Annotated in this window: 20 protein-coding genes; 7 read left to right on the top strand and 13 right to left on the bottom strand. The window is 73.2% G+C overall.

Translation table 11 applies throughout. The features are described from left to right. The first annotated feature begins 130 nt into the window (after positions 1–130). The gene (locus CLV71_RS04795; protein ID WP_133901379.1) at positions 131–736 is read left to right on the top strand and encodes a hypothetical protein; all 606 of its coding nucleotides are present in this window, start codon (positions 131–133) and stop codon (positions 734–736) included. 79 nt (positions 737–815) lie between these two features. On the opposite strand, the gene CLV71_RS04800 is transcribed toward CLV71_RS04795, so the two are convergent. The 7 genes from CLV71_RS04800 to CLV71_RS04830 all read right to left on the bottom strand — a co-directional run bounded on the left by CLV71_RS04800 (position 816) and on the right by CLV71_RS04830 (position 9,545). Continuing rightward, on the bottom strand, positions 816–2,165 hold the full coding sequence (locus CLV71_RS04800) for a cryptochrome/photolyase family protein (RefSeq protein WP_133901380.1): 1,350 nt from the start codon (positions 2,163–2,165) through the stop codon (positions 816–818). Position 2,166: 1 nt separating this feature from the next. Further along, a complete protein-coding gene (locus tag CLV71_RS04805; protein ID WP_133901381.1) occupies positions 2,167–3,657 on the bottom strand; it encodes a cryptochrome/photolyase family protein in 1,491 nt (496 codons plus the stop codon). A gap of 146 nt (positions 3,658–3,803) precedes the next feature. Continuing rightward, entirely contained in the window at positions 3,804–4,952 is a 1,149-nt protein-coding gene (locus tag CLV71_RS04810) for an acyl-CoA dehydrogenase family protein (RefSeq protein ID WP_133901382.1), read from the bottom strand. Between the two features lie 18 nt (positions 4,953–4,970). Beyond that, entirely contained in the window at positions 4,971–6,161 is a 1,191-nt protein-coding gene (locus CLV71_RS04815) for an NAD(P)/FAD-dependent oxidoreductase (protein ID WP_133901383.1), read from the bottom strand. A 26-nt stretch (positions 6,162–6,187) separates the two neighbouring features. After that, the gene (locus tag CLV71_RS04820; protein ID WP_243866228.1) at positions 6,188–8,386 is read right to left on the bottom strand and encodes an amino acid adenylation domain-containing protein; all 2,199 of its coding nucleotides are present in this window, start codon (positions 8,384–8,386) and stop codon (positions 6,188–6,190) included. 23 nt (positions 8,387–8,409) lie between these two features. Continuing rightward, the gene (locus CLV71_RS04825) at positions 8,410–8,709 is read right to left on the bottom strand and encodes an acyl carrier protein (protein ID WP_133901385.1); all 300 of its coding nucleotides are present in this window, start codon (positions 8,707–8,709) and stop codon (positions 8,410–8,412) included. A 68-nt stretch (positions 8,710–8,777) separates the two neighbouring features. After that, the gene (locus CLV71_RS04830) at positions 8,778–9,545 is read right to left on the bottom strand and encodes a thioesterase II family protein (RefSeq protein WP_133901386.1); all 768 of its coding nucleotides are present in this window, start codon (positions 9,543–9,545) and stop codon (positions 8,778–8,780) included. Positions 9,546–9,761: 216 nt separating this feature from the next. Here CLV71_RS04830 and CLV71_RS04835 point away from each other — a divergent pair, with 216 nt between their 5' ends. Next, complete coding sequence (locus CLV71_RS04835) at positions 9,762–10,706, top strand: phosphotransferase family protein (protein WP_208297388.1); 945 nt, start codon at positions 9,762–9,764, stop codon at positions 10,704–10,706. A 38-nt stretch (positions 10,707–10,744) separates the two neighbouring features. Here the strand turns inward: CLV71_RS04835 and CLV71_RS04840 are convergent, their stop codons facing one another. Then, complete coding sequence (locus tag CLV71_RS04840; RefSeq protein WP_133901387.1) at positions 10,745–12,292, bottom strand: FAD-dependent oxidoreductase; 1,548 nt, start codon at positions 12,290–12,292, stop codon at positions 10,745–10,747. Between the two features lie 200 nt (positions 12,293–12,492). On the opposite strand from CLV71_RS04840, the gene CLV71_RS04845 reads away from it, so the two are divergent. The 3 genes from CLV71_RS04845 to CLV71_RS04855 are packed head-to-tail and all read left to right on the top strand — an operon-like array spanning position 12,493 to position 15,870. Continuing rightward, positions 12,493–13,296: a carotenoid biosynthesis protein gene (locus tag CLV71_RS04845; RefSeq protein ID WP_133901388.1), complete on the top strand. Its 804-nt coding sequence runs from the start codon at positions 12,493–12,495 to the stop codon at positions 13,294–13,296. Continuing rightward, positions 13,293–14,396, top strand: a complete 1,104-nt coding sequence (locus CLV71_RS04850; RefSeq protein ID WP_243866229.1) for a glycosyltransferase family 2 protein — start codon at positions 13,293–13,295, stop codon at positions 14,394–14,396. Before CLV71_RS04845 ends, CLV71_RS04850 begins: the two co-directional genes overlap by 4 nt. A 1-nt stretch (position 14,397) precedes the next feature. Further along, positions 14,398–15,870 carry a phytoene desaturase family protein gene (locus CLV71_RS04855; protein WP_133901389.1) on the top strand — a complete coding sequence of 491 codons (1,473 nt, stop codon included), beginning with the start codon at positions 14,398–14,400 and terminating at the stop codon, positions 15,868–15,870. On the opposite strand, the gene CLV71_RS04860 is transcribed toward CLV71_RS04855, so the two are convergent. Further along, on the bottom strand, positions 15,832–16,557 hold the full coding sequence (locus CLV71_RS04860; protein WP_243866230.1) for a CDP-alcohol phosphatidyltransferase family protein: 726 nt from the start codon (positions 16,555–16,557) through the stop codon (positions 15,832–15,834). The genes CLV71_RS04855 and CLV71_RS04860 overlap by 39 nt on opposite strands. 76 nt (positions 16,558–16,633) lie before the next feature. Here CLV71_RS04860 and CLV71_RS04865 point away from each other — a divergent pair, with 76 nt between their 5' ends. Next, positions 16,634–17,503 (top strand): YhjD/YihY/BrkB family envelope integrity protein, encoded by an 870-nt coding sequence (locus CLV71_RS04865; RefSeq protein WP_133901390.1) that lies wholly within the window; start codon positions 16,634–16,636, stop codon positions 17,501–17,503. Further along, on the top strand, positions 17,463–18,479 hold the full coding sequence (locus CLV71_RS04870) for a Rieske (2Fe-2S) protein (protein ID WP_133901391.1): 1,017 nt from the start codon (positions 17,463–17,465) through the stop codon (positions 18,477–18,479). The genes CLV71_RS04865 and CLV71_RS04870 overlap by 41 nt, the downstream gene beginning before the upstream one ends. Here CLV71_RS04870 and CLV71_RS04875 read toward each other — a convergent pair. The 4 genes from CLV71_RS04875 to CLV71_RS04890 are packed head-to-tail and all read right to left on the bottom strand — an operon-like array spanning position 18,455 to position 22,756. Beyond that, positions 18,455–19,198: a class I SAM-dependent methyltransferase gene (locus tag CLV71_RS04875; protein WP_208297389.1), complete on the bottom strand. Its 744-nt coding sequence runs from the start codon at positions 19,196–19,198 to the stop codon at positions 18,455–18,457. The genes CLV71_RS04870 and CLV71_RS04875 overlap by 25 nt on opposite strands. Then, entirely contained in the window at positions 19,195–20,157 is a 963-nt protein-coding gene (locus CLV71_RS04880) for a phytoene/squalene synthase family protein (protein WP_133901392.1), read from the bottom strand. Before CLV71_RS04880 ends, CLV71_RS04875 begins: the two co-directional genes overlap by 4 nt. Then, positions 20,154–21,659: a phytoene desaturase family protein gene (gene crtI / locus CLV71_RS04885; RefSeq protein WP_133901393.1), complete on the bottom strand. Its 1,506-nt coding sequence runs from the start codon at positions 21,657–21,659 to the stop codon at positions 20,154–20,156. Before crtI ends, CLV71_RS04880 begins: the two co-directional genes overlap by 4 nt. An 8-nt stretch (positions 21,660–21,667) precedes the next feature. Beyond that, positions 21,668–22,756: a polyprenyl synthetase family protein gene (locus tag CLV71_RS04890; protein WP_133901394.1), complete on the bottom strand. Its 1,089-nt coding sequence runs from the start codon at positions 22,754–22,756 to the stop codon at positions 21,668–21,670. Positions 22,757–22,849: the final 93 nt, after the last annotated feature.

A 22,849-nucleotide genomic window follows, 5' to 3' on the forward strand; every position in this document is an offset into this window, starting at 1 on the left:
GCCGACGCACCCGACCACACGCTTTGGCAGGCGCGGGACCGCGACTTTCCACCTCGCCGATCGTTTCACCCAGCACGAGCCCGCTGACGGGGAGTCCGTCCACAGCCGACCGCACGACGAAGGAGCAGTCATGACCGACCTCACCAAGGATGTCGAGTGGACTCCGGCCGCCCCGGCGCGACGACGTCTGACCGATTCTCGCCGCGGCCGCCTGATGTTTCAGACTGTTCTCCCGGTCGTCGTGGGGGTCGCGGGCGCCGTGGCGATCGGCGCGAAGGCCGGCATCCCGTCGGCGCTGATGATGTGCGCGGGCATCTACCTGGTCGCCGCGGCGACTGGTGTTCCGGTCGCCGCCTGGTGGAGTCTTGCTGGTGCGGTCCCGCTCGTCGGCCTGGGCGCGGTGTTCGACAACGAGTGGCTGTCGCTTCTCGCTCTCGGTGTGGTGCAGGCCGTCCTGCTCGTCATCGGGGGCGTCCGTGGCCGGTGGCGGCAGCGCGACAACCTCCTGCAGGTGGTGGCCGCCGTCGTCTTCGCCGCCCTCGCGATCGCCTCTGCCGCGGGTACCCCGGTCGTCGCGGCGGTGATCCTGATCGTCGGTCTGCTCGCACACGGGGTCTGGGACGTCGTCCACCACCGCGCCGGCATCGTGGTGGCGCGCTCGTACTCCGCGTTCTGCGCCGGCCTGGATGCCGCCCTCGCCCTCGTCGTCCTGATCGCGCTCGTCACGCACAACTAGGTCAAGGTAGCGGACACGCGACGAGTGAGCCCGGGTTCTGATCGAGGAGCGGTTGACGACGGCGTGAGCCACAGCCGGGTCAGTGACCGGTCAGTGCGTTGTAACGGGTGAGGGCTTCCCGGCGTTCGGTGTCGTGGTCGACTACGGGGAGTGGGTAGTCGGGTGCCAGCCCGGCGGGTGGGTGGTGCGCCGCCTTGCCGGTCAGCCCACGCAGTTCTGGTACGTGTCGCCGGACGTAGTCGCCGTCGGGGTCGAACCGTTCGGCCTGGAGGGTCGGGTTGAACACGCGGACGTAGGGCGCGGCGTCGGTCCCACAGCCCGCGACCCACTGCCAGCCGTGCTGGTTCGCGGCCAGGTCGCCGTCGACGAGGTGTGTCATGAAGTGCCGTGCTCCCCACTGCCAGGGGAGGTGGAGGTCCTTCACCAGGAACGATGCCGTGATCATGCGGACGCGGTTGTGCATCCACGCCTCTGCTCGCAGTTGGCGCATGCCCGCGTCGACGACGGGGTAGCCGGTTCGTCCCTCGCACCACAGGGCGAACCGGCGCCGCGCGTCGGGCCCGGTGTCCACGGACAGGGCGTCGAACGTCCGGTCGTGGTTGTGCCGCGCCGAGTCCGGGCGCCGATCCAGTACCTCGGCGTAGAAGTCCCGCCAGGCCAGCTCGGTCGTGAAGGGACCGTCGTGGCGACCGAGGTCGGCGAGCAACGTCCTGGGGTGCACGCAGCCGAACCTGAGATAGGGCGACATCCGCGAGGTGGCGTCGAGGTCGGGGCGGTTGCGCGTCGACCCGTACCCGGATGCCCTGTCACGCAGGAACTCCCGCCAGGTCCGCAGTGCGGCCGCCTCGCCCGGCTCCGGGAGGTCCGCGTCGCAGGGCGGGTCGTGGGGGAGCGGCACGCCGCCGAGGTCCAGGGTCCCCGGGTCGGCCCACCGCACGGTGGCGGCGTCCGTTTCGGCCGGTGCACGCCAGCCGTGTGCCCGCCAGACCCGGGAGAACGGCGTGAACACGGTGAACCGGCGCCCGTCGGCGGTGCGGACCCGACCGGGGGCCACGGCGTAGGGCGAACCGGTCACGACCAGGCGGGTCCGGGGACCGAGCGATCGCCGCACCGCCTCGTCCCGCCCTTTCCCGTACGGTCCGTGGTCTCCGGCGACGTGCACCGTGTGCGCCTGGAGCGCCGAGGCGAGCCGGGGGATCTCCACGGCCGGGTCTCCGGACAGGAGCAGCAGGCGTCCGCCCAGCGCGGTGTCGAGCTCGCGCAGGCACCCGAACAGGAACCGGCGCCGGGCGGCCCCTGCCGGTCCGAGCAGGGCCGGGTCGAGGACGAACACACCGACGACGTGTTCGCACGTGCCTGCGGCGAGGAACGTGGGCTGGTCACGGACACGCAGGTCACGCCGGAACCAGACGATGGCGGTGTCACGCACGTCAGAAGGACTCCCTGTCACGTTCCTGTCCGACCACCACGTCGAGGTCGGACAGCCTCCGCAGGCCGCGTAGCGGCTGGGCCATGCGGTGGTTGGCACGCAGCCGAGGCTCGTTGCGGTCGAGGAAGGCCCAGTAGCCCGCCGTGAACGGGCAGGCGCGCTCGCCGACTCGGGTGCCCGGGTCGAACGCGCAGGACCGGCACGAGTCGCTCATCCGGTTGATGTAGGCGCCGCCGGCCGCGTAGGGCTTGGTGGCGACGATCCCGCCGTCGGCGTACTGGCTCATGCCGATGACGTTGGCGGGCATGACCCACGGGAACCCGTCGACGAACGCGGTGGCGAACCAGTCGGTCAGGGCGCGGGGTGCGTAGCCGCGCTGCAACGCGTGGTTGCCCAGGACCATCAGACGCTGGATGTGGTGGACGAAACCGCGGTCCCGCACACCGGTCAGCGCGGTGCGCAGGCACTGCGCGGTCACCTGGTCGGCGTCCAGCGACCGCCACCAGCCCGGCAGGCGGGTGCCTGCCCTGAGCGCGTTGCGCCGCAGGTAGGAGGGGCCGAGGTGCCAGTACAGGTGCCAGATCCACTCCCGCCAGCCCAGGATCTGCCTCACGAAGCCCTCGACGCTGTTCAGCGGGGCACCGTCGGGGTGGCGCCGCTCGGCCGCGCGAACGACGTGCAGCGGGTCGAGCAGCCCCAGGTTGAGCGGCACCGACAGCAGGGCGTGCGACATCTCCCAGTCGGCGTCGAGCATGGCGTCCTGGTGGGTGCCGAACGTCGCCAGCCGGGTGTCGAGGAACCGGTCCAGCGCCCGTCGTGCCTCGTCGTGCGATGCGGCGAACAGCCGGGGACCGTCGACGCCGACGGGGTCGATGCGCCCGTGTGCCGCCAGTTCGTCGAGGTCGGCGCGGACCTGCCGGTCGATCTCGTTCTCCTGCGGCCGGTAGGGCGCGGGCACGCCCAGGCTCGCCTGTCTCGGCGGCTGCTCGCGGTTGTCCCTGTCCAGGTTCCACCGGCCGCCGACCGGTTCGCCGTCGGGCTCCAGCAGCACCCCGAACCGGCGCCGCTGGTCACGGTAGAAGTCCTCCATGAGGAACCGGCCGCGGTCCTCCGCCCAGTGTGCGAAGTCTTGTTTGGACAGTGCGAAGCCCGTGGTGGGCAGGATGTCCTGCACGACACCTGCCTTCGCGAGGTCCTCGACCAGGCGGGCGGCGGCGTGTGAGCCGGGCTCGTGGGTGATCACCGGCCGCCCCAGCCGCGCCAGCCCGTCCCGATAGGACTCCGCCTGGATCAGCGTGGCCCGGTCGCCGAGCTCCGCCGCGAGCCTGCGCATCGCGTACAGCACGAGGTGCAGCTTCTGCCGGTGGTAGCGGTGCCGCCCCAGCGCCGAGCGCGACTCGATGAGCACGACCTCGCGGTCGGCGTGCGCGCCACCGTGGAAGTGCCGGCCGAGCTGGTCACCGAACAACCACAGTGGAGCCCTGTCACTCATCCGCCCATTCTCGACGTGCCGAACACGCACCGCACTTCGGCGAGCGGTCCTGTCGACGGGGCGCCCTGGTGGGTCCGAGCCCGTGCCCGATGAAGGGCGTTGCCGGAGGACCTGCTGGGCCGGTGGCTCCCACCACCCTTCACCGTTCAGGTGTGGTAGCCGTCCAGGCGGGACAGGACGTACAGCATGACCTCGTCGGCGCCGCCGCCGATGGACCACACCGGGCTGTCCCGGAAGTACCGGGCGGTCCACATCTCCTCCATGTACCCCATGGCGCCGTGGAACTGCAGGCACACCGCGGCGATCTCGCGCGCCAGGCGGGCCGTCTCCAGCTTGCCCACGGTCGCGAAGCGGCTCACGTCCTCGCCCCGGACGTACGCCTCCGCCGCCGCGTAGTTGTAGTGCCGAAGGACGTCCAGGCGCGCGCCCAGTTCGGCCAGGGTGAAGGCGACGTGCTGGTGGTCGATCAACGGCTTGCCGAAGACCTCGCGGGTCTTCAGGTGGTCCGCCGTCCGGGTCAGGGCCGTCTCCATGCTGCCGACCGCGGCGTAGCTCATGACGAGCCGTTCGTTCTGGAACTGGCTTGCCTGCTGGTAGAAGCCCAGGCCGACCTCGCCGATCGTGTTGCCGATCGGCACGCGTACGTCGGTGAACGTCAGCTCGGCGGTGTCGGACGAGCGCATGCCGAGCTTGTCGAGTGTGCGCTGGACGTGGCACCCGGGGGTGTCGGTCGGGACGATGATCTGCGAGAGGCTGCCGTGGCCGGGTTCGTCGGACGTGCGGGCCAGCAGGCAGACCCAGTCCGCCTGGGTGCCGTTGGTGACGTAGAGCTTCGTGCCGTTGATCACCCAGTCGTCGCCGTCGCGTGTCGCTCGGGTGCGGAGGGCGGTCACGTCGGAGCCCGCGTCGGGTTCGGTCACCGCGACCGCGCAGACCGCCTCGCCCCTGATCGCCGGGGCCAGGTAGCGCTGTTTGAGGTCCTCGCTGCCGAAGTGGTGCAGTGACGGGGTTGCCATGTCCGTCTGGATGCCGATGCCCAGTGCCACCCCGGCGGGGCCGACGCGGCCGAGCTCTTCGTGCAGGATCACCGTGCACAGGTGGTCCGCGCCCTGGCCGCCGTACGCCGGGTCGTACTCCAGGCCGAGCAGGTCGAGTCCCGCCATCTTCCGGAACAGCTCGTGCGCGGGGAAGCTCCCCTTCGCCTCCCATTCCTCTGCGTACGGGCCGATCTCCCTCTCGGCGAAGTCCCTGACCAGCCTGCGCAGTGCCGTGTGTTCGGCGGTGAAGACGACCATGGTCACTCCGATGGCTTGTCAGAGGAGGGCGAGCAGCTTGGGCGTGTACAGGGCGTCCGCCGACACGACCCCGGCCACCACGTCGAGGTAGGTCGCGACGAGTTCCGGATCCGACCGCACGGCCCGCAGCAGGGCCAGTCGCTGCTCGTGCGGGGGAGCCAGCCGGGCGACGCCGAGTGTGCCCTGGTAGCCGGGAGCCATCGTCGCGTCCCGGGTCTCGGCGAACCGGGCCAGGGCCGCGTCGAGGCGTGCGGGATCGTCGGCGAGCACGTTGGCCAGCTCGGCCGCCAGGGCCTCCGCCTGCTGGAACGCGTCGCTGATGCCACGGGCGGTGACGGAGTCCTTGTGGTGCCCGGCATCGCCGACCAGCACCCAGCCGGGTCCGGTCGCCTGCCGGAAGAAGTTCTGCTGGTCGCCGGTGCCGTGGAGGCGCTCGGTCGGCTCGCTGCCCAGCAACCGCTCGTGGAGCGAAGGCGCGGTGGTGCGGATCTGCTCCTCGTACGCCCGGCGCGCGTCGGTGCGGACCTCCTCGAAGCGGGACTGCGGGAAGTACGCCTGCACGAGGGTCGCGTCGTCGTTGGTGCGCACCGCGGCCACCCAGGCGCCGGGCCGCTCGTACAGCTCGACGCCGTCGGCGGGCACGTCGTGCCAGTACGTGTGGTAGGCGCAGGTCATGAGCGGGTGCCGCACTGTGCACGGCGCCGCCACCAGTCGGGCGACGGTGGAGCGCATGCCGTCCGCGCCGATCACCAGGCGCGCGTGTTCGGTGAAGTGCCGGTCGCGGTGTCGGCCCTCGACACCGACGACCCGTCCCGTCCGGTTCCGCAGGAGCGCGGTCACCCGGCAGCGTTCGCGGTACTCCGCTCCGGCCCGGACGGCCGCGTCCACCAGCAGCGCGTCCAGGACGCGACGCCGGGGGGCGTACTTCGCCCGCTGTCCCGCCACACCGCCCGCGCACCCGTCGATGCGGATGTCGGCGACCTCGTAGACGGTGCGTTCCAGCGGCGGGCAGCCCGACGCGCGGATCTGGTCCAGCACGCCCCAACGGGCGAGTGCCGCGATCCCGGGCTGGTGGACCAGATGCGTGGAGAGCGTGTCGGAGCCGTACGCCGACCTGTCGAGCAGGAGCACCCGATATCCCGCGCGGGCCAGGAGCAGGGCGCTCGGCGCGCCCGCACAGCGGGCCCCCACCACGATGGCGTCGTACATGCAGATGCCTCACAATCCGCCGCTGGTCACGCTGCCCGCCTCGGGAACGCGCCCGCGGGTCTGGCGATGGTCGCGAGCCGGCGGCGGTCGATCTTCCCGGTCGTCGTGATCGGCAGCTGGTCCACGACCGCCCAGAGGCCGGGCACCATGTACGACGGCAGCTCGTCGCGGAGCCGGTCCCGCAGGTCGGCGGGGGTGATGTCCGCTCCCGGCGCCAGCCGGACCGCGGCCACGAGCCTCTTGTCGAGGCTGTCGCCGTCCGTGACCGTCACGAACGCCTCGTCGACGCCCTCCCTGGCACGCAGTGACTCGCTGATCGCGTGCAGCTCGACGCGGAAGCCGCGGATCTTGACCTGGTCGTCGGCCCGGCCGACGAAGCGGAGCCGGCCGGAGCCGTCGATCCGCACCAGGTCACCGGTGCGGTACAGCCGCTCGGGAACGTCCGGTGAGAAGAAGCCGAACGCCTTGTCGGTCTCCGCGCTGTCGTTCACGTAACCCGACGCGAGGCCGTCTCCGGCGGCATACAGTTCTCCGACGGCCCCGGGGGTCAGCAGCCTGCCGCGCCCGTCCAGGACGTGGACCCGTGTGCCCGGTACCGGCGACCCGATGGGGAGAGGGCCGTCGACGCTTTCGGGTTCGCGCACCGAACACACTGTCGTGACGACGGTGTTCTCGGTGGGGCCGTAGCAGTTCGTGACGACGAGGCCCGGGTTGTTCGCCAGCGCCCGTCTGACGTGCTCGTGGGGCACGACGTCGCCGCCGGTCATGAGGTGCCGCAGGCCGGAGAACGAGTGTCCCGCGAATTCCTGCACCAGCCCGAAGAGGCCCGCGGTGAGAAACGCCACGGTGATGCGGCGCTCCTCGAGGAACGCGCCGATCTCGGCCGGGAACAGCACGTCCGGTGGGCAGATCTCGAGGGTCGCACCTGTCAGCAGGGTGCCCCACAGCTCCAGTGTGGACGCGTCGAAGGCCAGTGACGCCAGGCGAAGCGAGCGCTCACCCGGCCCCAGCGCCAGGTACTCACTCCCGTGGACCAGCCGGATCACGCCGCGGTGCGGAATCGCCACGCCCTTGGGCGCACCGGTCGAACCCGAGGTGAAGGCGATGTACGCCCGTCGACCGGAGTCAGGCCGGACGGCGGCTGCTCCGGTGCTGTTCCGGCCCGGATGCCAGGGCTCGACCACGGGCACGCCGTGGGGTGCGAGCCGGGTGTCGTCGGCGGCGATCGCGGCGGCCGGACACGCCTTGGCCAGAATCCGGGCGGTGTGCGACGCGGGCTGTGTGAGGTCGACGCCGAAATAGGCGGCGCCCGCCCAGAGCGTGCCGAGCACGGCCACCACTTCTGCGACGGACCTCGGCACGCCGATCAGAACCGTGTCCCCGTCTCCCACGCCCGCCGCACGGAGCCGATGCGCCTGTTCGGCCGCGGCGTCGGCCAGTTCGGCGTAGGTCAGTGCCGACTCGGCGTCGCGCACGGCCACCGCGGTGGGCCACCTGCCGGCCACGTCGCGGAAGAGCGCGTCCACGGACGTGTCGGGGAACTCGCGGCTCGTGTCGTTGATCGCGGCGAGGGTTTTCCGTGCGGGGGCGGAGATGCAGCGGAGATCCGCGAGCGTCGCGTCCGCGCTGTCCGCCGCCTCGCCAAGCTGCTCCACGGCTGCCGCGTAGTCCAGGGCGAACCTCCCTGCCTCGCCTTCGGCCCAGATCTCGGCCGCGTAGTCGAGTCGGCCGGCGAACGACCCGCCCTCGTCCACCCGCACGGCGAGGTCGAACCAGGGTGCGATCTCCGCGTCCGGTCGGCCGGGTGTCGAGAAGTGAACCTGGACGAACGGATGACGTCGGCCGGACCGCGTGACGCCCAGCCTCGTGGCGACGTCGTCGAGGGGAAACCGTCCCCGTGCCAGGCTCCAGGCCAGCGACTCCTCCACGCCACGGACGAATGCCGCCGGCGCCAGGTCGTCGTCGACGTCGATCCGCACCGGAACGGGAGCGGTGGGATCGCCGACGCCCACCAGCACGGTGCTCGCCCCGGTCAGTCTGGCCAGGGTCAGACCGAGGGCGGCCAGGAGAAGGGAGTGCGGCGGCACGTCCACCGTGCGCGGTCGTAGCTCGAACGGCCACCTGCCGTAGGTGTCGGACCGGTGTGGCCGACGGTTGTCCGACGGCAGGTCCAGCGTCGTCGGCGCCGTCTTCAGTCTGTCCACCCACGACTCGACCAGGCGCACGCCCTGTCTTCTTCGCGCCCCCATCAGGCCGCCTCGCCGCTGCGGTCACTCTCCATCAACCTGCCGAGCAACGCGGCCTGTTTCCTGATCGTGGGGGCCCGGAGGACGTCGACGGCCTTGATCGTGAGCCCGGAGGACGTCGAGATCCTCCCGATGAGGGCGATGAGGACGAACGAGTCGCCGCCCGCGTCGAAGAAGCTCGTGTCGTCGTCGGGTGTGTCGTAGCCGAGGGTGTCCCGCCACGCCGAGCGGACGAGGCCGACGAGACGAGGTTGGTCCCCGGCCTCCGCGTCGGCCTGACCGGAGCTTGTCACGTCGGACATGATCCGCACCTCTCCCAGTGGTTGTTCGTGCGTTGTGAGCCGTGTCGGGGATGTCGACCGGTCCGGGATCAGGCAGCCTCCGTGCCCGACCTGACGAGGTCCAGGACGTCACGCAGGTCGGCGAGCAGCGTGGCCTCCTCGGGTGTGAGGTAGAAGTGCCCGCCGGGCAGCACGCGCAGCCGGAAGGCACCGCGTGTCATCTCCGCCCAGCGCCCGATGTCCTCCGGAGCCACCTCGGTGTCGTCGGCCCCGGCGTAGGCGTGGATCGGGCAGTCGAGCAGTGGCCGGGGGCCACCGGAATAGCCGCCCACCAGGCCGTAATCGCCGCGGACCGCGGGCAGTGTCGCCTCGCGCAGGTCCGGGTTCTCGAAGGCCGAGGCACGGCTCGCGTCCAGGCTCACGACGTGCGCGATGATGTCCTCGTCCGCGCTGGGGACGACGCGGTCGGCAGGCAGCACGTGCGGCGGCTGTGTTCCGGACACGCACAGGGCGGCAGGCGGGTACCCCCGGTGCTGGAGGCGCAACGCCACCTCGTGGGCGACGGTGGCGCCGAAACAGTGACCGAACAACACCAGCCGTCGCTGTGCCAACTCGCCGAGCGCGTCGGCGACGTCCTCCGCGAGCGCTTCCAGCCCGGGCGGGAACGGGTCGTCGAACCGCTCCTCCCGACCCGGGTACCGCACGGCCATGACACCGACATCCGACGGCAGTCCCCGCGGCCAGGAGCGGTACTGCCCGGCCACGGACCCGGCGTGGGGAAAACAGACGAGCTTCGTCGTGCACTCGTCGCCGTCACGGAAGCGGCGAACCCATTGGTCCGCAGGCGATCCGGTCATCGGTCCACCCCTCTTCCTTGCCATACAAAGGACATCGTCACCTGCGGAGGTCAGAGGTCTGATCGGCGAAGGATAGTTCGGCGATCGGGACGGCCGCATATCCGAAAGTGCGAAGATTATTCGCGGACGGGACCTGCCGGTGGTCGGCCGCGCGTCGACGGCCGCGGTCGTGGCCGGCGCACGCTCCCGTCGGGCTCGATCGGTCATGCTGACGGGGTGGAACCGACCTGGCTGGACGAACCGACGGTCGACGCCCTGCGGGACGCGCTGCGCGCCGTGGCGCCGGACCTGGCCGAGGCCACGATCGTGCCTCGCGGGCTCGAGCCGAACGACGACCCGGAGTGGTGTGCGGCCACCGCGGTGGTCGACGACCGGTTCGTGGTGAAGTTCGCCTGGGCCCGACCCGCCGCGCTGCGGATCTGTGATCAGACACGGGTCCTGGACGCGCTGACGACAGTCGCACCCCGCCTGCCGCTGCCCGAGGTGGTGACGTTCTCCCGTCGTCCGGCGATGCTGGTCATGCGCCGGGTGCCGGCCATGCCGTTCTTCCAGGTGCGGGACCTGGTCGGGTTCGCCGAGCGGGACGGTGTCGCCCGGGACCTCGCCGCGGTTCTCGCCGAACTGCACGATCCTGGGATGCCGCACGCGGTCGCCCGGGTGATCGGCCCGCTGCCGGAGTCGAACCCGCCTGTCCCGACGGACACGCTCCGCGCCCGGTTCGGCGCGCTGGTCCGGCCCGACCAGCGTGACCGCGTGCTGTCCTGGTGCGACCGGGCCGACGCGGTGCTCGCGACGCCGGGGCGGACCGTGCTGGTGCACGGCGACTTCCACGGCGACAACCACCTGTGGGACCCGAGGACGCTGGCGCTGCGGGTGGTCGTGGACCTGGAGACGGTGGGCGTCGGCGAGCCCGAGTTCGACCTGCGTTGTCTTCCGGCGGACTGCGGCATCGAGCTGTTCACCGCGACCGTGGCCCACTACGACAAGCTGACCGGCACGACACTCGAGGTGAACCGCGTCATGGCGTGGCACCTGCGCACCGTGCTCGGCGACGCGCTGTGGCGGACCGAGGCAGGAGGTCCGTTGCCGGACGGGCGAACACCGCGGCAGTGGGTCGACGACCTGGCCGACAGGTTCGCCAGGCTCGGCATCTGGACCTGACGGTCGGGCTGGGAGCTGGCGACCGCTGTGGATCCGGGTCAGCCGGCCGATCGGCGGGCGGCTCGCCGCAGGAATGGTGACCTGCCGGAGTTCGTGACCGACCACAGGTCGTGACCCCGTATCCGCCAGTGGCCGAGCAAAGCGTTGGCCGCGGTGAAGCCCGAAGTGGCGGCGCGTTCCATGAGGGCGACGGGGAGGTCGACGCGCACGAGGTCGCCCGCCAGGACGAGAGCGGGGTCCGGGGTGGTGACGGTCGGGCGGTGGGCGAAGCTGCCGGGTGCGAACAGTGGGCAGTCCTGCGCGAGCACGTGTTCCTCGTGGCGGATGCGGGCTTCGGCGAGTTCCGGGTAGACCGTGCGCAGCTGTGCGGTCAGGTCGTCCACGACCTGGTTCTGGTCGACCTCGTCGGGCAGGGCGTAGGCGTGCAGCTCGACCACCGAACCCCCGGTGTTCGCCCGCCACGTTCGTGCCTCGTCCTCGAACAGGTCCAGGACGCTGATGTTGTCCAGCAGCCGGAAGCCGCTCGTGCCGAGGAACGGTGCGCGGTGCGGGGCAGCGGGGCGGTCCAGCCACAGCCTGCTGACCAGGAACGGAGGCGCGGTACGCAGCGCGGCGATCCTGGACCGCCAGCCGGGGTCGCCGAGAGTGGGCGAGTCGGCGACCAGCCGCCGCAGGCCGCGGACGTCGGTGGCGAGCACGACCGCGTCCGCCGTGAGCCGTTCGGTCGCGGTGTGGACGGTGAACCCCGCGGGCCCGCGTTCGATTCGCGACACGCTCGTGCCGGTGCGCACCTCCGCGCCCAGCTCGGTCAGGAGGCGGTGGAGCGGGTGCCACAGCGTCGTCGGGTAGGCGTCGCGGGGGACGTCGAAGATCAGGCCCTCGCTCGAGCCGAGGAAGTAGATGTGGAACATGGTGGCGAGCTCGGCCGCCGACAGGTTCACGGGGTCGGCGAAGAAGCTGCGGGAGAACACCTCGAAGGCCAGGTGACGGGCCGCGGCGGGGAAACCGATGTCACGCAGGAAGGTCGAGGCGTCGACGGCGTCCAGCTCGGCGTAGGTGCGGGGGATCGAGACGTCGAACAGGCGGGTGGCCGCGGCGGGGTTCATCCTGCGCAGGTCGGCGAGGGTGAACGTCTTGCTGCGCAGCACGAAGCCGGCAACGTTCCACGGCGGGGTGCGGGGGATGCCCGCGAAGCTCTCCTCGGTGCCGTCGACGTGCAGGAGTGGGTAGTCCGCCACGGGGCGCAGCATGCCCAGGTCGGGGGAGACGCGCCGCAACAGGGCGCGCAGGTTGTAGTACTGCTTGAAGAACGCGTGGAAGCCGCGGGTCATCGTGCGGTCCGGGGCCGCCGACCAGCCCTGGAGCCGGCCGCCGAGGTCCGGCTCCTTCTCGACGAGCCGTACCGACAAGCCGCGTTCGGCGAGGGCCACCGCCGCGGTGACACCCGCGATGCCACCTCCCACGACCACGGCACGCGGCGGCCGGTCGAGGTGGGAGGCCGACGGCCGGCCGGGACGGGCGGGGAGCACCTCGGCGTTGCGGTCACGACCGGGACGGATCGGCGGTTCGACCGGGAGTCCACGCATGGGCAGCATCACCCGATGCTCGCAGGGGCCGCCACCATGCGCTGAACGAAGGCCGCCGCCCGCCGTGGGTTGTGGTGGGAGGCGGCGGTGGGTTGGTGCAAGGGCGGCCGTCGCCGTGGACTGGGTGGAGGGTTGTGGGCTGGGTGGGGGGCGTCGTTGGTCGTCGTGCCGGAGTGGGGTGGTGCGGTTAGTGTTCGGCCATGTCCCCGGTGGCCCAGGTTCAGCGTGCGCTGGGGGCGCGTGTTGTCGGGGTGATGGGCTGGGTCGCGGGGGTGGCCGTCGTCCTCGCCCAGATCGTCTACTCCATGACCGACCCGGGGGACCGGCTGCCGACCACGGTCCTCTCGGTGGTGGCGTTCGCCGTAGCGTCGGTGTGTGACGCCGCTGCCCGTTTCGGGGCTCGGACCGCGGTACTGCTGGTGCTTGTCGCCGGTGGTGGTGGGTTGGTCGCCGAGACCGTTGGGGTGCACACGGGGTTTCCCTTCGGTGACTACCGCTACACCGGCACCCTCGGGGCCGAGTTGCTCGGCGTGCCCGTGCTCGTCCCGCTGGCCTGGGTCATGATGGCGTGGCCCGCACTGCTCGTCGGGCGTGCGTTGGCGGGTGCGGGTCGTCCGCCGTGGGTCGCTGTGCCGATCGGTGCCGGGGCGCTCGCGTCATGGGACGTGTTCCTCGACCCCCAGATGGTCGACGCCGGGCACTGGGTCTGGGCGCACCCCTCGCCGGGGCTGCCCGGCGTGGCCGACGTGCCGCTCACCAACTTCGCCGGGTGGCTCCTGGTGGCACTGCTGATGCTGCTCCTCCTGCACCGGGCCACCCCGCCCGGAACCGACCTGGACCTGCGTGCCGGACCCGCGCCCCTGCTCTACCTGTGGACCTACGGCTCGTCCGTCTGGGCCCACGCCGCCTTCTTCGACCGGCCGTGGGTGTCGCTCGTCGCCGGTGTCCTCATGGGACTGACCGCCCTGCCGTTCGCCGTGGTGCTCTGGCGGACGCTCCGGTGAACCTCGTGCGTGCCGCGGCCGCCGCGGCGGTCCTGTCCGCCTGCCACGCCGTGGTCAACGCACGCCTGATGCGTGTCCCTCCCACGGAGCCACCCGAAGTCGGCGAACCGGTCTCGGTGTGCCTTCCCGCCCGTGACGAGGCCCACCGCATCGCGCCGACGATCCGCTCCCTGCTCGCCCAGCACGGCGTGCGGGACCTGGAGATCATCGTGCTCGACGACGGGTCGACCGACCACACGGCCGACGTCGTGCGTGACGTGGCCGCCCGCGATCCCCGACTGCGTGTCGTGACCGGGGCACCACCGCCGCCCGGCCTGCCCGGCAAACCGCACGCCTGTGCCCGTCTCGCCGCCGAGGCACGCGGCAGCGTGCTCGTGTTCGTCGACGCCGACGTCGTGCTTGCCCCGCACGCGGTGGCCGCCGCCGTCGCCCTGCTTCGCGACCTCGGCCTCGACGCCGTCTCGCCCTTCCCCCGCCAGCTCGCCGACGACCTGCCCACCCGGCTGGTGCAGCCGCTGCTGCAGTGGACCTGGCTGGTGTTCCTGCCGCTGCGGCTGTCGGAGCGGTCTTCGCGGCCGTCGCTGTCCGCGGCCAACGGGCAGTTCCTGGTGCTCGACCGTGCCGCCCTCGACCGCGCGGGAGGGTTCGAGTCCGTCGCGACCGCCGTGCTCGACGACATCGCCCTCATGCGGGCGATCAAGCGGTCCGGAGGACGGGGCATCGTCGCGGACGGGAGTGCGGTCGCGACCTGCCGCATGTACGCGGGCTGGCCCGAGGTGCGGGACGGCTACACCAAGTCGCTGTGGTCGGTCGCCGGCAACCCCGCCTCGGCGGCGGCACTCGCGCTCGGCCTCGCGTGGCTCTACCTGCTGCCCCCGCTCGCCGCACTGGCCGGGTCACGCGCCGGTCTGGTCGGCTACCTCGCCGGGGTGGCCGGGCGCGTGGTGGCCGCCCGGCACACCGGCGGACGTGTGTGGCCCGACTCGCTCGCGCACCCGGTCTCGGTGGGCGTCCTGCTCTCGCTGCTCGGCCGGTCGTGGCGGGCACGCGGGACCGGCCGGCTCACCTGGAAGGGCCGGTCGCTGCGGGGGAGCGACTGACGTGGCTCGGGTCGTGGTCATCGGTGCCGGCATGGGCGGACTCGCCTCGGCCGCACGCCTCGCCGCGCTCGGGCACCGGGTGACGGTCGCCGAGCAGGCGGGCACCCACGGCGGCAAGCTCGGCACCCTGCGACGCGACGGCTTCACGTTCGACACCGGTCCGTCGCTGCTCACCCTCCCCGACGTCTACCGCGACCTGTTCGCCGCCACCGGCGCCCCGCTCGACGACGTCGTGGACGTCGTGCCCGTCGACCCGGTGTGCCACTACCGCTTCCCCGACGGCACCGAGCTGGACCTGCCCCACGCGGCGGACGAGGTGCCCGCCGCGCTGGCGGAGGTGTTCGGGGAGCGGGCGGCGCGGCAGTGGCAGGCGGTCATGGTCGACGCGGCGCACCTGTGGGACCTGGTGGGGGAGCCGGTGCTGCAGCGCCCGCTGGGTGGTGTCGGCGACCTGGTGCGCCGGTCGGCGAGCGTGCGGGACCTGCTCGCCATCGCGCCCTGGCGCACGTTGCGTTCACTGGGGCGGCGCAGGCTAGCCGATCCTCGGCTGCGCATGCTGCTCGACCGCTACGCCACCTACAGCGGGTCCGACCCGCGCCGCATCCCGGCGTTGATGAGCGTCGTCCCGTTCGTCGAGCAGCGGTTCGGCGGCTGGTACGTGCGCGGCGGCCTGCGAGTGCTCTGCGACGCGCTGGCCGACCGCTGCCGAGCACTCGGTGTCGGGTTCCGCTTCCACGCGCGGGTGGCGGGGATCGACAGCGACGCGAGCGGCGTCACCGGGGTCCGGCTCGCGGACGGGGAACCGCTCCCTGCCGACCTCGTCGTGTCCGACGTGGACGCCGAGCACCTCTACCACGACCTGCTGCCAGGACGCGCGACCTCGCGTGCCCGGCGAGCACTGCGGCGGGTGCGGCCGTCGCTGTCCGGGTTCGTGATGCTGCTCGCACTGCGTGGCCGCACACCGGCGCCCCGTCACCACCGGGTGCTGTTCCCCGCCGACTACGACGCCGAGTTCGACGCCGTCTTCGGCCGCGCACCGCAACCCGTGCCGGACCCGACCGTCTACGTCTGCGCCCCCGACGACCCCACGGTGGCCCCCGACGGCGACGAGGCCTGGTTCGTGCTCGTGAACGCCCCGCGCCACGGGCCGGTCGACTGGACCGCGCCCGGCCTGGCCGACGACTACGCCGACCGCGTGCTGCGGATCCTCGCCGACCGGGGGCTCGACGTGCGGGACCGGGTCCGCTGGCGCGAGCTTCGCACCCCGGCCGACTGGGAACGCGACACCGGCTCGGTCGGCGGCTCCATCTACGGCTCCTCGTCCAACGGGCCGCGTGCCGCCCTGCTGCGACCGGGCAACGCCGGGCCCGTTCGCGGCCTCTACCTGGTGGGTGGTTCGGCGCACCCCGGCGGCGGGCTGCCGCTCGTGGCCATGTCAGCCGCGATCGTCGCCGGCCTCGTCGGACCGGCCTGACCGGGGCGGGTCGACCCAGGGGCGTCCGGACAGCTCACGGCGGATCCCGGCCGCCAGCTGGACCAGCCCGACCACCGCGATCCCGGCCCACAACAGCGCCGACACCACGCCCCACGACCACCCGGTCCCCGGGGTGCCCGCCGGGAACGTCCCGGCTCCCGCACAGGCGACCGCCGTGACGATCAACCGGGTCGGGCGCTCCGCGACCGTCACCGAGCCCGCCGACCCCATGCCGACGCCCTGAGCCCTGGCCCGCGCGTACTCGTGCAGCAACACCGCGGCACCCAGCGCGGCACCCGCCCACCCGGGAGCGCCGAGCACGACCAGCACGGCCACCAGGCACAGGTCCGCGACCCGGTCGGCCACCGCGTCGACGACCGCGCCGAGCGGCCGTGCCCTGCCGGTCCGCAGCGCCACCGCGCCGTCCAGCCCGTCGAGCACCCCCGTCGCCACCACCAGCACGAACGCCGCGAGCGGCCACCGGTCACCGAGGGCCGCGAGCCCGACGGCGCCCGCCGCGACCACCACCCCCGCCACGGACAGGACATCGGGGGGCACGCGGTCGACCCTGCGTGCCAGCACGTGCACGAGCCGGAGCCAGCCGACGACCACGCGGCTGCCGGACACGTCCTCGCCGTGCAGCCGCGACCAGCCCGCCACGGGGTCCTCGTGCAGGTCATCGGTCACTCGCCCAGGCTAGGCGGCACGCGGGGACCACGCGCCGCGGACGGGTGAGATCGCCGCGGACGGGTAACCAACGCCCATGCCCCGCGCACGTGCCGCACTCCACGCCGTGGTGGGGCACGTCCGCGACGCCCTGCGTGGCCGTGACCTCGTCCTCTGGGCGGCGGGGTTGACCTTCTACGGCATGGTCGCCATGGTCCCGGTGCTGCTGCTCGCGCTCCGGGGCGCCGCCACCCTCTTCGGCGACGGGCTGGTCCTCGACGGCGCGCGGCACCTCGGCCGGTCGCTGCCCCACGCGCACGACGCCGGCCCGCCGCTGTCCACGCTCGCCGCCGGTGCCGTGTCCGCGACGTGGCCGTCGCTCCTCGCGATGCTCCTGCCCGCGAGCCTCTACGGCGAGGGCCTGCGGCGTGGTCTGATCGCGGTCACCGGCCGGCCCGTGCCCGGGTCGACGGGGTGGGCCGGACGGCTGCGCTTCCTGCCCGTGCTCGTCGCCGCGCCACTGCTCGTGGCGTTCCCGCTCGCGTTCGCACCGGTCGTCGCGCCGCTGTACGAGGCGGGCGGCTGGGCGCGCGTGCTCGGCATCGTGCTGTCCTTCCACCTCGACCTCGTGCCGATGTGGGTGGTGGTCGCGTTCGTGTTCGCGAGGACCGGGCCGTCGGTCCTCCCGACCCGTGCCGCCGTGCTCGCGGGTTTCGTCCTCGGCGCGGTCCTGACCGGGTTCCTGCACGGGTTCGTGCTCTTCCTCGCGATCCCGGTCGACTGGAGCATCGCGTTCGGCGGACTGCCGGTGGTCGGGGATATCGTCGCGCTCGGGTTGTGGCTGTTCGGGCTGCACGTCGTGCTGCTCGCCGGGTACCGCATCGCCGTCAGCGCCCACACCGTCCACTCCCGGAGAGGAACACCCCATGGCTCTGTTCGACCGGCTTCTGGCGCGGTGGCCGGATGAGGTGCCCGTGCGCCCGCTGGACCCGACGTCCTGGCCCGCGCAGGAGCCGACGTTCGCCGCCGCGAAACCGGCGCTGATCGACGCCGCCGCGAAACGAGCCGCCGCGCGGCCGTCCGGCAACTGGTTCGTCATCGCCGCGAGCGGGGAGATCCGCGCCGACCGTCCCTTCGGGACCGCTGTGGGACCGAAGGAGCTGGTGGCGTGGCGGGACGCGGCGGGTGGCCTCGTGGTCGGCTCCGGTGTCTGCCCGCACCTCGGGGCGCCGCTCGCGCTCGGCCGGGTGGACTGCGGCACCCTGCGCTGCCGCTGGCACGGCCTCCCGCTGACCGGCGACGGCGGACCGGGCTGGCGGCCGCTGCCGTCCCACGACGACGGTGTGCTCGCCTGGGTGCGGCTCGACGACCTCGGCGGCGAACCGCCGCTGGACGCGCCCGTGCTCGCGTCCCGGCCGGACCCGGCGGCGAGCGTGGCCGCCGTCGCCACCCTCACCGGGGTGTGCGAACCGGACGACGTGGTCGCCAACCGCCTCGACCCCTGGCACGGCGCCTGGTTCCACCCGTACTCGTTCACCAGGCTCACCGTGCTGTCCGCGCCCGACGCGGCCACCGACCTGTCCGACGAGGACGACCGGTTCGTCGTCGACGTGACCTTCCGGGTCGGTCCCCGCCTCGGGGTGCCCGTGCGGGCGGAGTTCTCCTGCCCCGAGCCCAGGACGGTGGTCATGCGCATCACCGACGGCGAGGGCCGCGGCAGCGTCGTCGAGACACACGCGACACCACGCGCACCCGGCGCGGACGGGCGGCCGAGGACCGCGGTCGTCGAGGCGACCATCGCCACGTCCGACCGCCCGGGGTTCGCCAGGGCGAAGCGCGTCGCGCCGCTGCTCCGCCCGCTGATGCGGCGGGCCGCGGCCCGGCTGTGGCGCGACGACCTCGCCTACGCCGAACGCCGCTACGCCCTGCGCTCCGCCACCTGAGCCCGCGGCCGGGTGGCGAGGAACGTGTGCTCGATGCCGCGCTGCCAGCCCGGCACCGTCGCGAACCGGACGTCGGTGAAGCCCGCGCCGACGAGCCTGCGCGCGAAGGCCGGGGCGTCGTCGAACTCCGCGACGCTGCGCCACAGGTGCCGGTACAGGCCGGTGCCGCCTCGGTGCACCACGGCGAGCGGGATCACGATCCCCCAGCACACCGCGTGCCACTTGGCCCGCGTCACACCGTCCTCACCGGAGGTGTAGTCGTGCACCAGCAACGTGCCGCCCGGCCGCAGCAGCTCGCACAGCGCCCGGAGCTGGCCGTCCGGGTCGGCGAGGTTGCGGAACAGGTACGCGGCGAAGATCGCGTCGAACGGGCCGTGCACACCGGCCGCCGCCAGGTTCTCGACGGGACTGTGCACGAACCGCACGCCAGGCGGCCAGTCCTTCTCCCGCGCCCTGGCCAGCATCGCGTCCGCGGCGTCGATCCCGACGATCTCGGCGTTCGGCGCCACCGTGAGCAGCGCCGCGGTCGACGCGCCGGTGCCGCAGCCCGCGTCGAGGATCCGCGTCCCGGCGCCGTCTCCCGGCACGCCCAGCCGCCGCGCCGACAGCCGCAGGTTCTCGTGGTAGCCGGGGTTGCGGTCGACGAGCAGGTCGTAGGCGGGTGCCCCGGCGTCGAAGGCGGACGCCAGCTCCGCGTCCCGCAGCGGTGCCCGGCTCACGCCGCCTGTCCTTCGTGGACGGAACGGGCGTTGCGGCGCAGCCACCACGCCCGCGCGAACGCCGGTGCGGCGACGCGCAGCTTCCTGCCCGTGCCGACCGTCGCGCGACCGGCGAACACGTCGTGGTCCATCGCCTCGATGCGGCCGAGGATGCCCGAGTACAGCGCGAGCGCCGTCGCGATGCACGGCCGGGACTCGGGGCGCAGCATGGGGATCCCGCGTGCGGCCTCCCGGGTGACCGCCCACGTCCTCGCGACCTGGTCGGCCACGGCGCCGCGCACGGCCGCGTCCGCCGCACCGCGGCCACGGCACCACAGCAGCCGCTCCCTGTCCACACCGGACGCCGCGAGCTCGTCGGCAGGCAGGTACACCCGGCCCCGGTCGAGGTCCTCGGCCACGTCCCGCAGGAAGTTCGTGAGCTGGAACGCCTCGCCGAGCAGCTCCGCGTAGGGCGCGGCCGTCGCCAGGTCGGTCACCGCGCCGAGCACGGGCAGCATCTGCAGCCCGATCACCCGCGCGGAGCCGTAGGTGTAGGTCTGCAGGTCGGCCCTGGTCGCGTACGCGCGGACGTCGAGGTCCATCCGCATCGACCGCAGGAACGCCGAGAACAACGCGGGGTCGATGTCGTAGCGGTCGACCGTGTGGACGAGCGCCCGCACCACCGGCTCGCCGTCGGCGCCGTCGCGTGCCAGCCCGGCGGCCAGCAGCCGCTCGGCCCGGTCGACGCAGCCGGACACGACCTCGGGCGTCGCGTCCGGCCCCGGCTCGTCGACCAGGTCGTCGACCCAGCGGGCGAAACCGTAGAGCGCGTGGACCGCGGGCCGCTGGTGCGGGGCGAGTAGGCGCGTGGCGAGGAAGTAGGTGCGGCCGTGCGTGGCGTTGAGCACCCGGCAGCGCAGGTAGGCGGCACGCAGGGCCGGGTCGGTGATCCCGGCGGCGTCGAGCTCGCGGCGGCTCATCGCGCACCCACCGCGGTCCGCAGCGGCACCCGCGTGCCGGTGATCCGGTCGGCGGCGAGGCGCCCCGAGATCAGCACCGTCGGCACGCCGACGCCGGGGACCGTGCCGGACCCGGCGAGCACCACGTTGTCGGTCGAGCGGGGGAAGTTGCCCGGCCGGAACGGACCGGTCTGGGCGAGGGAGTGGGCGTAGCTGAAGGGGGTGCCTGCCGTGAGCCCGGCACGCGCCCAGTCGGCGGGGGTGGTCGTCTGCAGCACCTCCGCCGACGAGGTCAGGCCCGGCAGCAGTCTGCGTTCGGTCACGTCCAGTATCCGTTCGGTGTAGGCGGGGCCGCGGCGGTCCCAGTCGATGCCGCCGCGGTCGAGGTTGGGCACCGGCGCCAGTACCGAGAGCAGGTCCCGGCCCCGGGGCGCCAGCGTGGGGTCGGTCGCGGTCGGCCGGGTGACCAGCAGCGACGGGTCGGTCATGGTGCGGCCGAGGTCGATCAGCTCGCGGAAGGTCTCCCGCCACGCCGCGCCGAAGCCCAGCACGTGGTGGCCGGTGTCGAACCCGGCCGGCACGCCGAGGTGCACCACGAACGCCGACGGCGCGGCCCGCAGCGGCACCGGCCGGAACGGGGTGCGGTGCAACAGCCGGTAGGCGGTGCGTGGTTCGGCGGTGAGCACGACGGCGTCGCAGGCGAACCGGTCGCCACGGTCGGTCACCACCGAGGTGACCCGTCGCCCCTGCCGCTCGAGTGCCGTCACGGTCGCCCCGAACTCGAACCGCACGCCCGCGTCCCGCGCCGCGGCCGCCAGCGCGTCCGGGAGCGCCCGCACCCCGCCGACGGGGAAGAACGCCCCGGCGACGGTGTCCATGTAGGAGATGACGCCGTACACGGCGAGCGCCCGCCGCGGCGCCACCCCGGCGTACAGGGACTGGAAGGTGAAGACCCGGCGCAGCCGCTCGTCGCGCAGGAAGCGGCCGACCTGCCGGTCCAGGCCGTCGAACCCGCCCAGCGCCACCAGGCGCGCCAGCCGCGGGGTGAGCAGCGACAGCGGCGAGTCGGTGTTCGCGGCGATGAAGTGGTCGTACTGCGCCCGGTACAGCCGGGTGAGCCACTCCCGCAGGCGCAGGTAGCGCAGCGCCTCGTCGGGCCCCGCGAACTCGCGCACCGCCTCGGTCATGGCGTCCACGTCGCTGTGCACCGCGAGCCTGCTGCCGTCGGCGAAGCGCGCGTCGTACACGGGCGTGAGGCGGCACAGCTCCATCCGGCCGCTGATCGAGTCGCCGACGGCGTTCAACGTCTCCTCGACGATGTCGGGCATCGTGAGCACCGTCGGCCCGGTGTCGAGCCGGTAGCCGTCGACGTCGGACCTGCCTGCCCGGCCACCCGGCACCTGCTCCCGCTCGACCACCACGACCTCCCGGCCGCGGCCCGCGAGGTGCAGCGCCGCCGCGAGGCCGGACAACCCGGCACCGACCACGACCACGCGGTCGGTCCGTCCTCGCACACTCCGCACGACGTCTCCTACTCGTTCCGGTTGCCGCACAGGTCGGCGAGGTGGACGAGGCGCCGGCGCGCCTCGTCGGACAGCACCACGTTCGACAGTGCCGTCATGCCGTCGCGCAGTCGCTGCTCGACCAGCCGCTCGGCGTGCTCCCTGGCGCCGGTCGCCGAGACCAGCGCCAGGTAGTCGTCCACATCGGACCGGTCGAGGGTCGGCAGCCGGTCGAGGCGGGCCAGCTCACGCCGCTGTGCGGTGTCGGCCCGTTCCCTCGCCAGGACCATCACCGCGGTCGCCTTGCGCGCCAGGAGGTCCTCGCCGACCGGCTTGCCGGTGCGGTCCGGTGTGCCGAACAGGCCGAGCAGGTCGTCGCGCAGCTGGAAAGCCTCGCCGACCGCCGCACCGTACTGCCCGAGCGCGCCGAGCAGGGCGGGGGAGGCGCCGGCGAGCTCGGCGCCGAGCTCGAGCGGGCCGCGGACGGTGTAGTCGCCGGACTTCGCCCGAGCCACCGCGCGCACGTCGTGGAGGGTCGGCTGCCTGCGCGCGTCGTTCACCAGGTCGCGGAGCTGGCCGACCGCGAGGTCGCTGCGCATCCGGTCGTAGCGGGGGAGAACCCGCGCGAGGGCGGCCTCGCCGACGCCGCTCTCCCGCAGCATCTGTTCGGCCCACACCAGGAACAGGTCTCCCGCGAGCACCGCGGCGGACTCCCCGAACCGCGACGGCGAACCGGCGAGGCCCTGCCCCCGGTGCCACTCCGCGAAGACCACGTGCGCGGTGGGGCTCCCCCGGCGCCTCGGGGACTGGTCCATCACGTCGTCCTGCAGCAACGCGAAGCAGTGCAACAGTTCCAGGCTCCCCGCGGCGCGCACGGCCGCGGGTGTCGGTGCCGACACGCACGCCCAGCCCGCGAGCGCGAACGCCGAGCGCACGTACTTCCCGCCCTCGACGAAGCGTCCCAGCACGTCGGCGAGCAGCCGCGTCTCCGGTGCCGGACCGAGGTGGTCCCGGCTGCGCGCGCCGACGAATCGCCGGATCTCGTCGGCGACGGCGGCGCGGGCATCCGCCCGCCAACCGTCGACGCCGTCGGCCGAGGTACTGGCTCGGATGGCCATGCTCACAGGGCACTCCCCGCTACTCGTCGCCGGAGGCTGACCCGCTCATCGTCACATCTTTCGGGCGACCTTGCATCGTTTGTGCGTCGGTTG

It is taken from the genome of Actinophytocola oryzae (assembly GCF_004364325.1).
In the GTDB taxonomy this organism is placed as follows: domain Bacteria; phylum Actinomycetota; class Actinomycetes; order Mycobacteriales; family Pseudonocardiaceae; genus Actinophytocola; species Actinophytocola oryzae.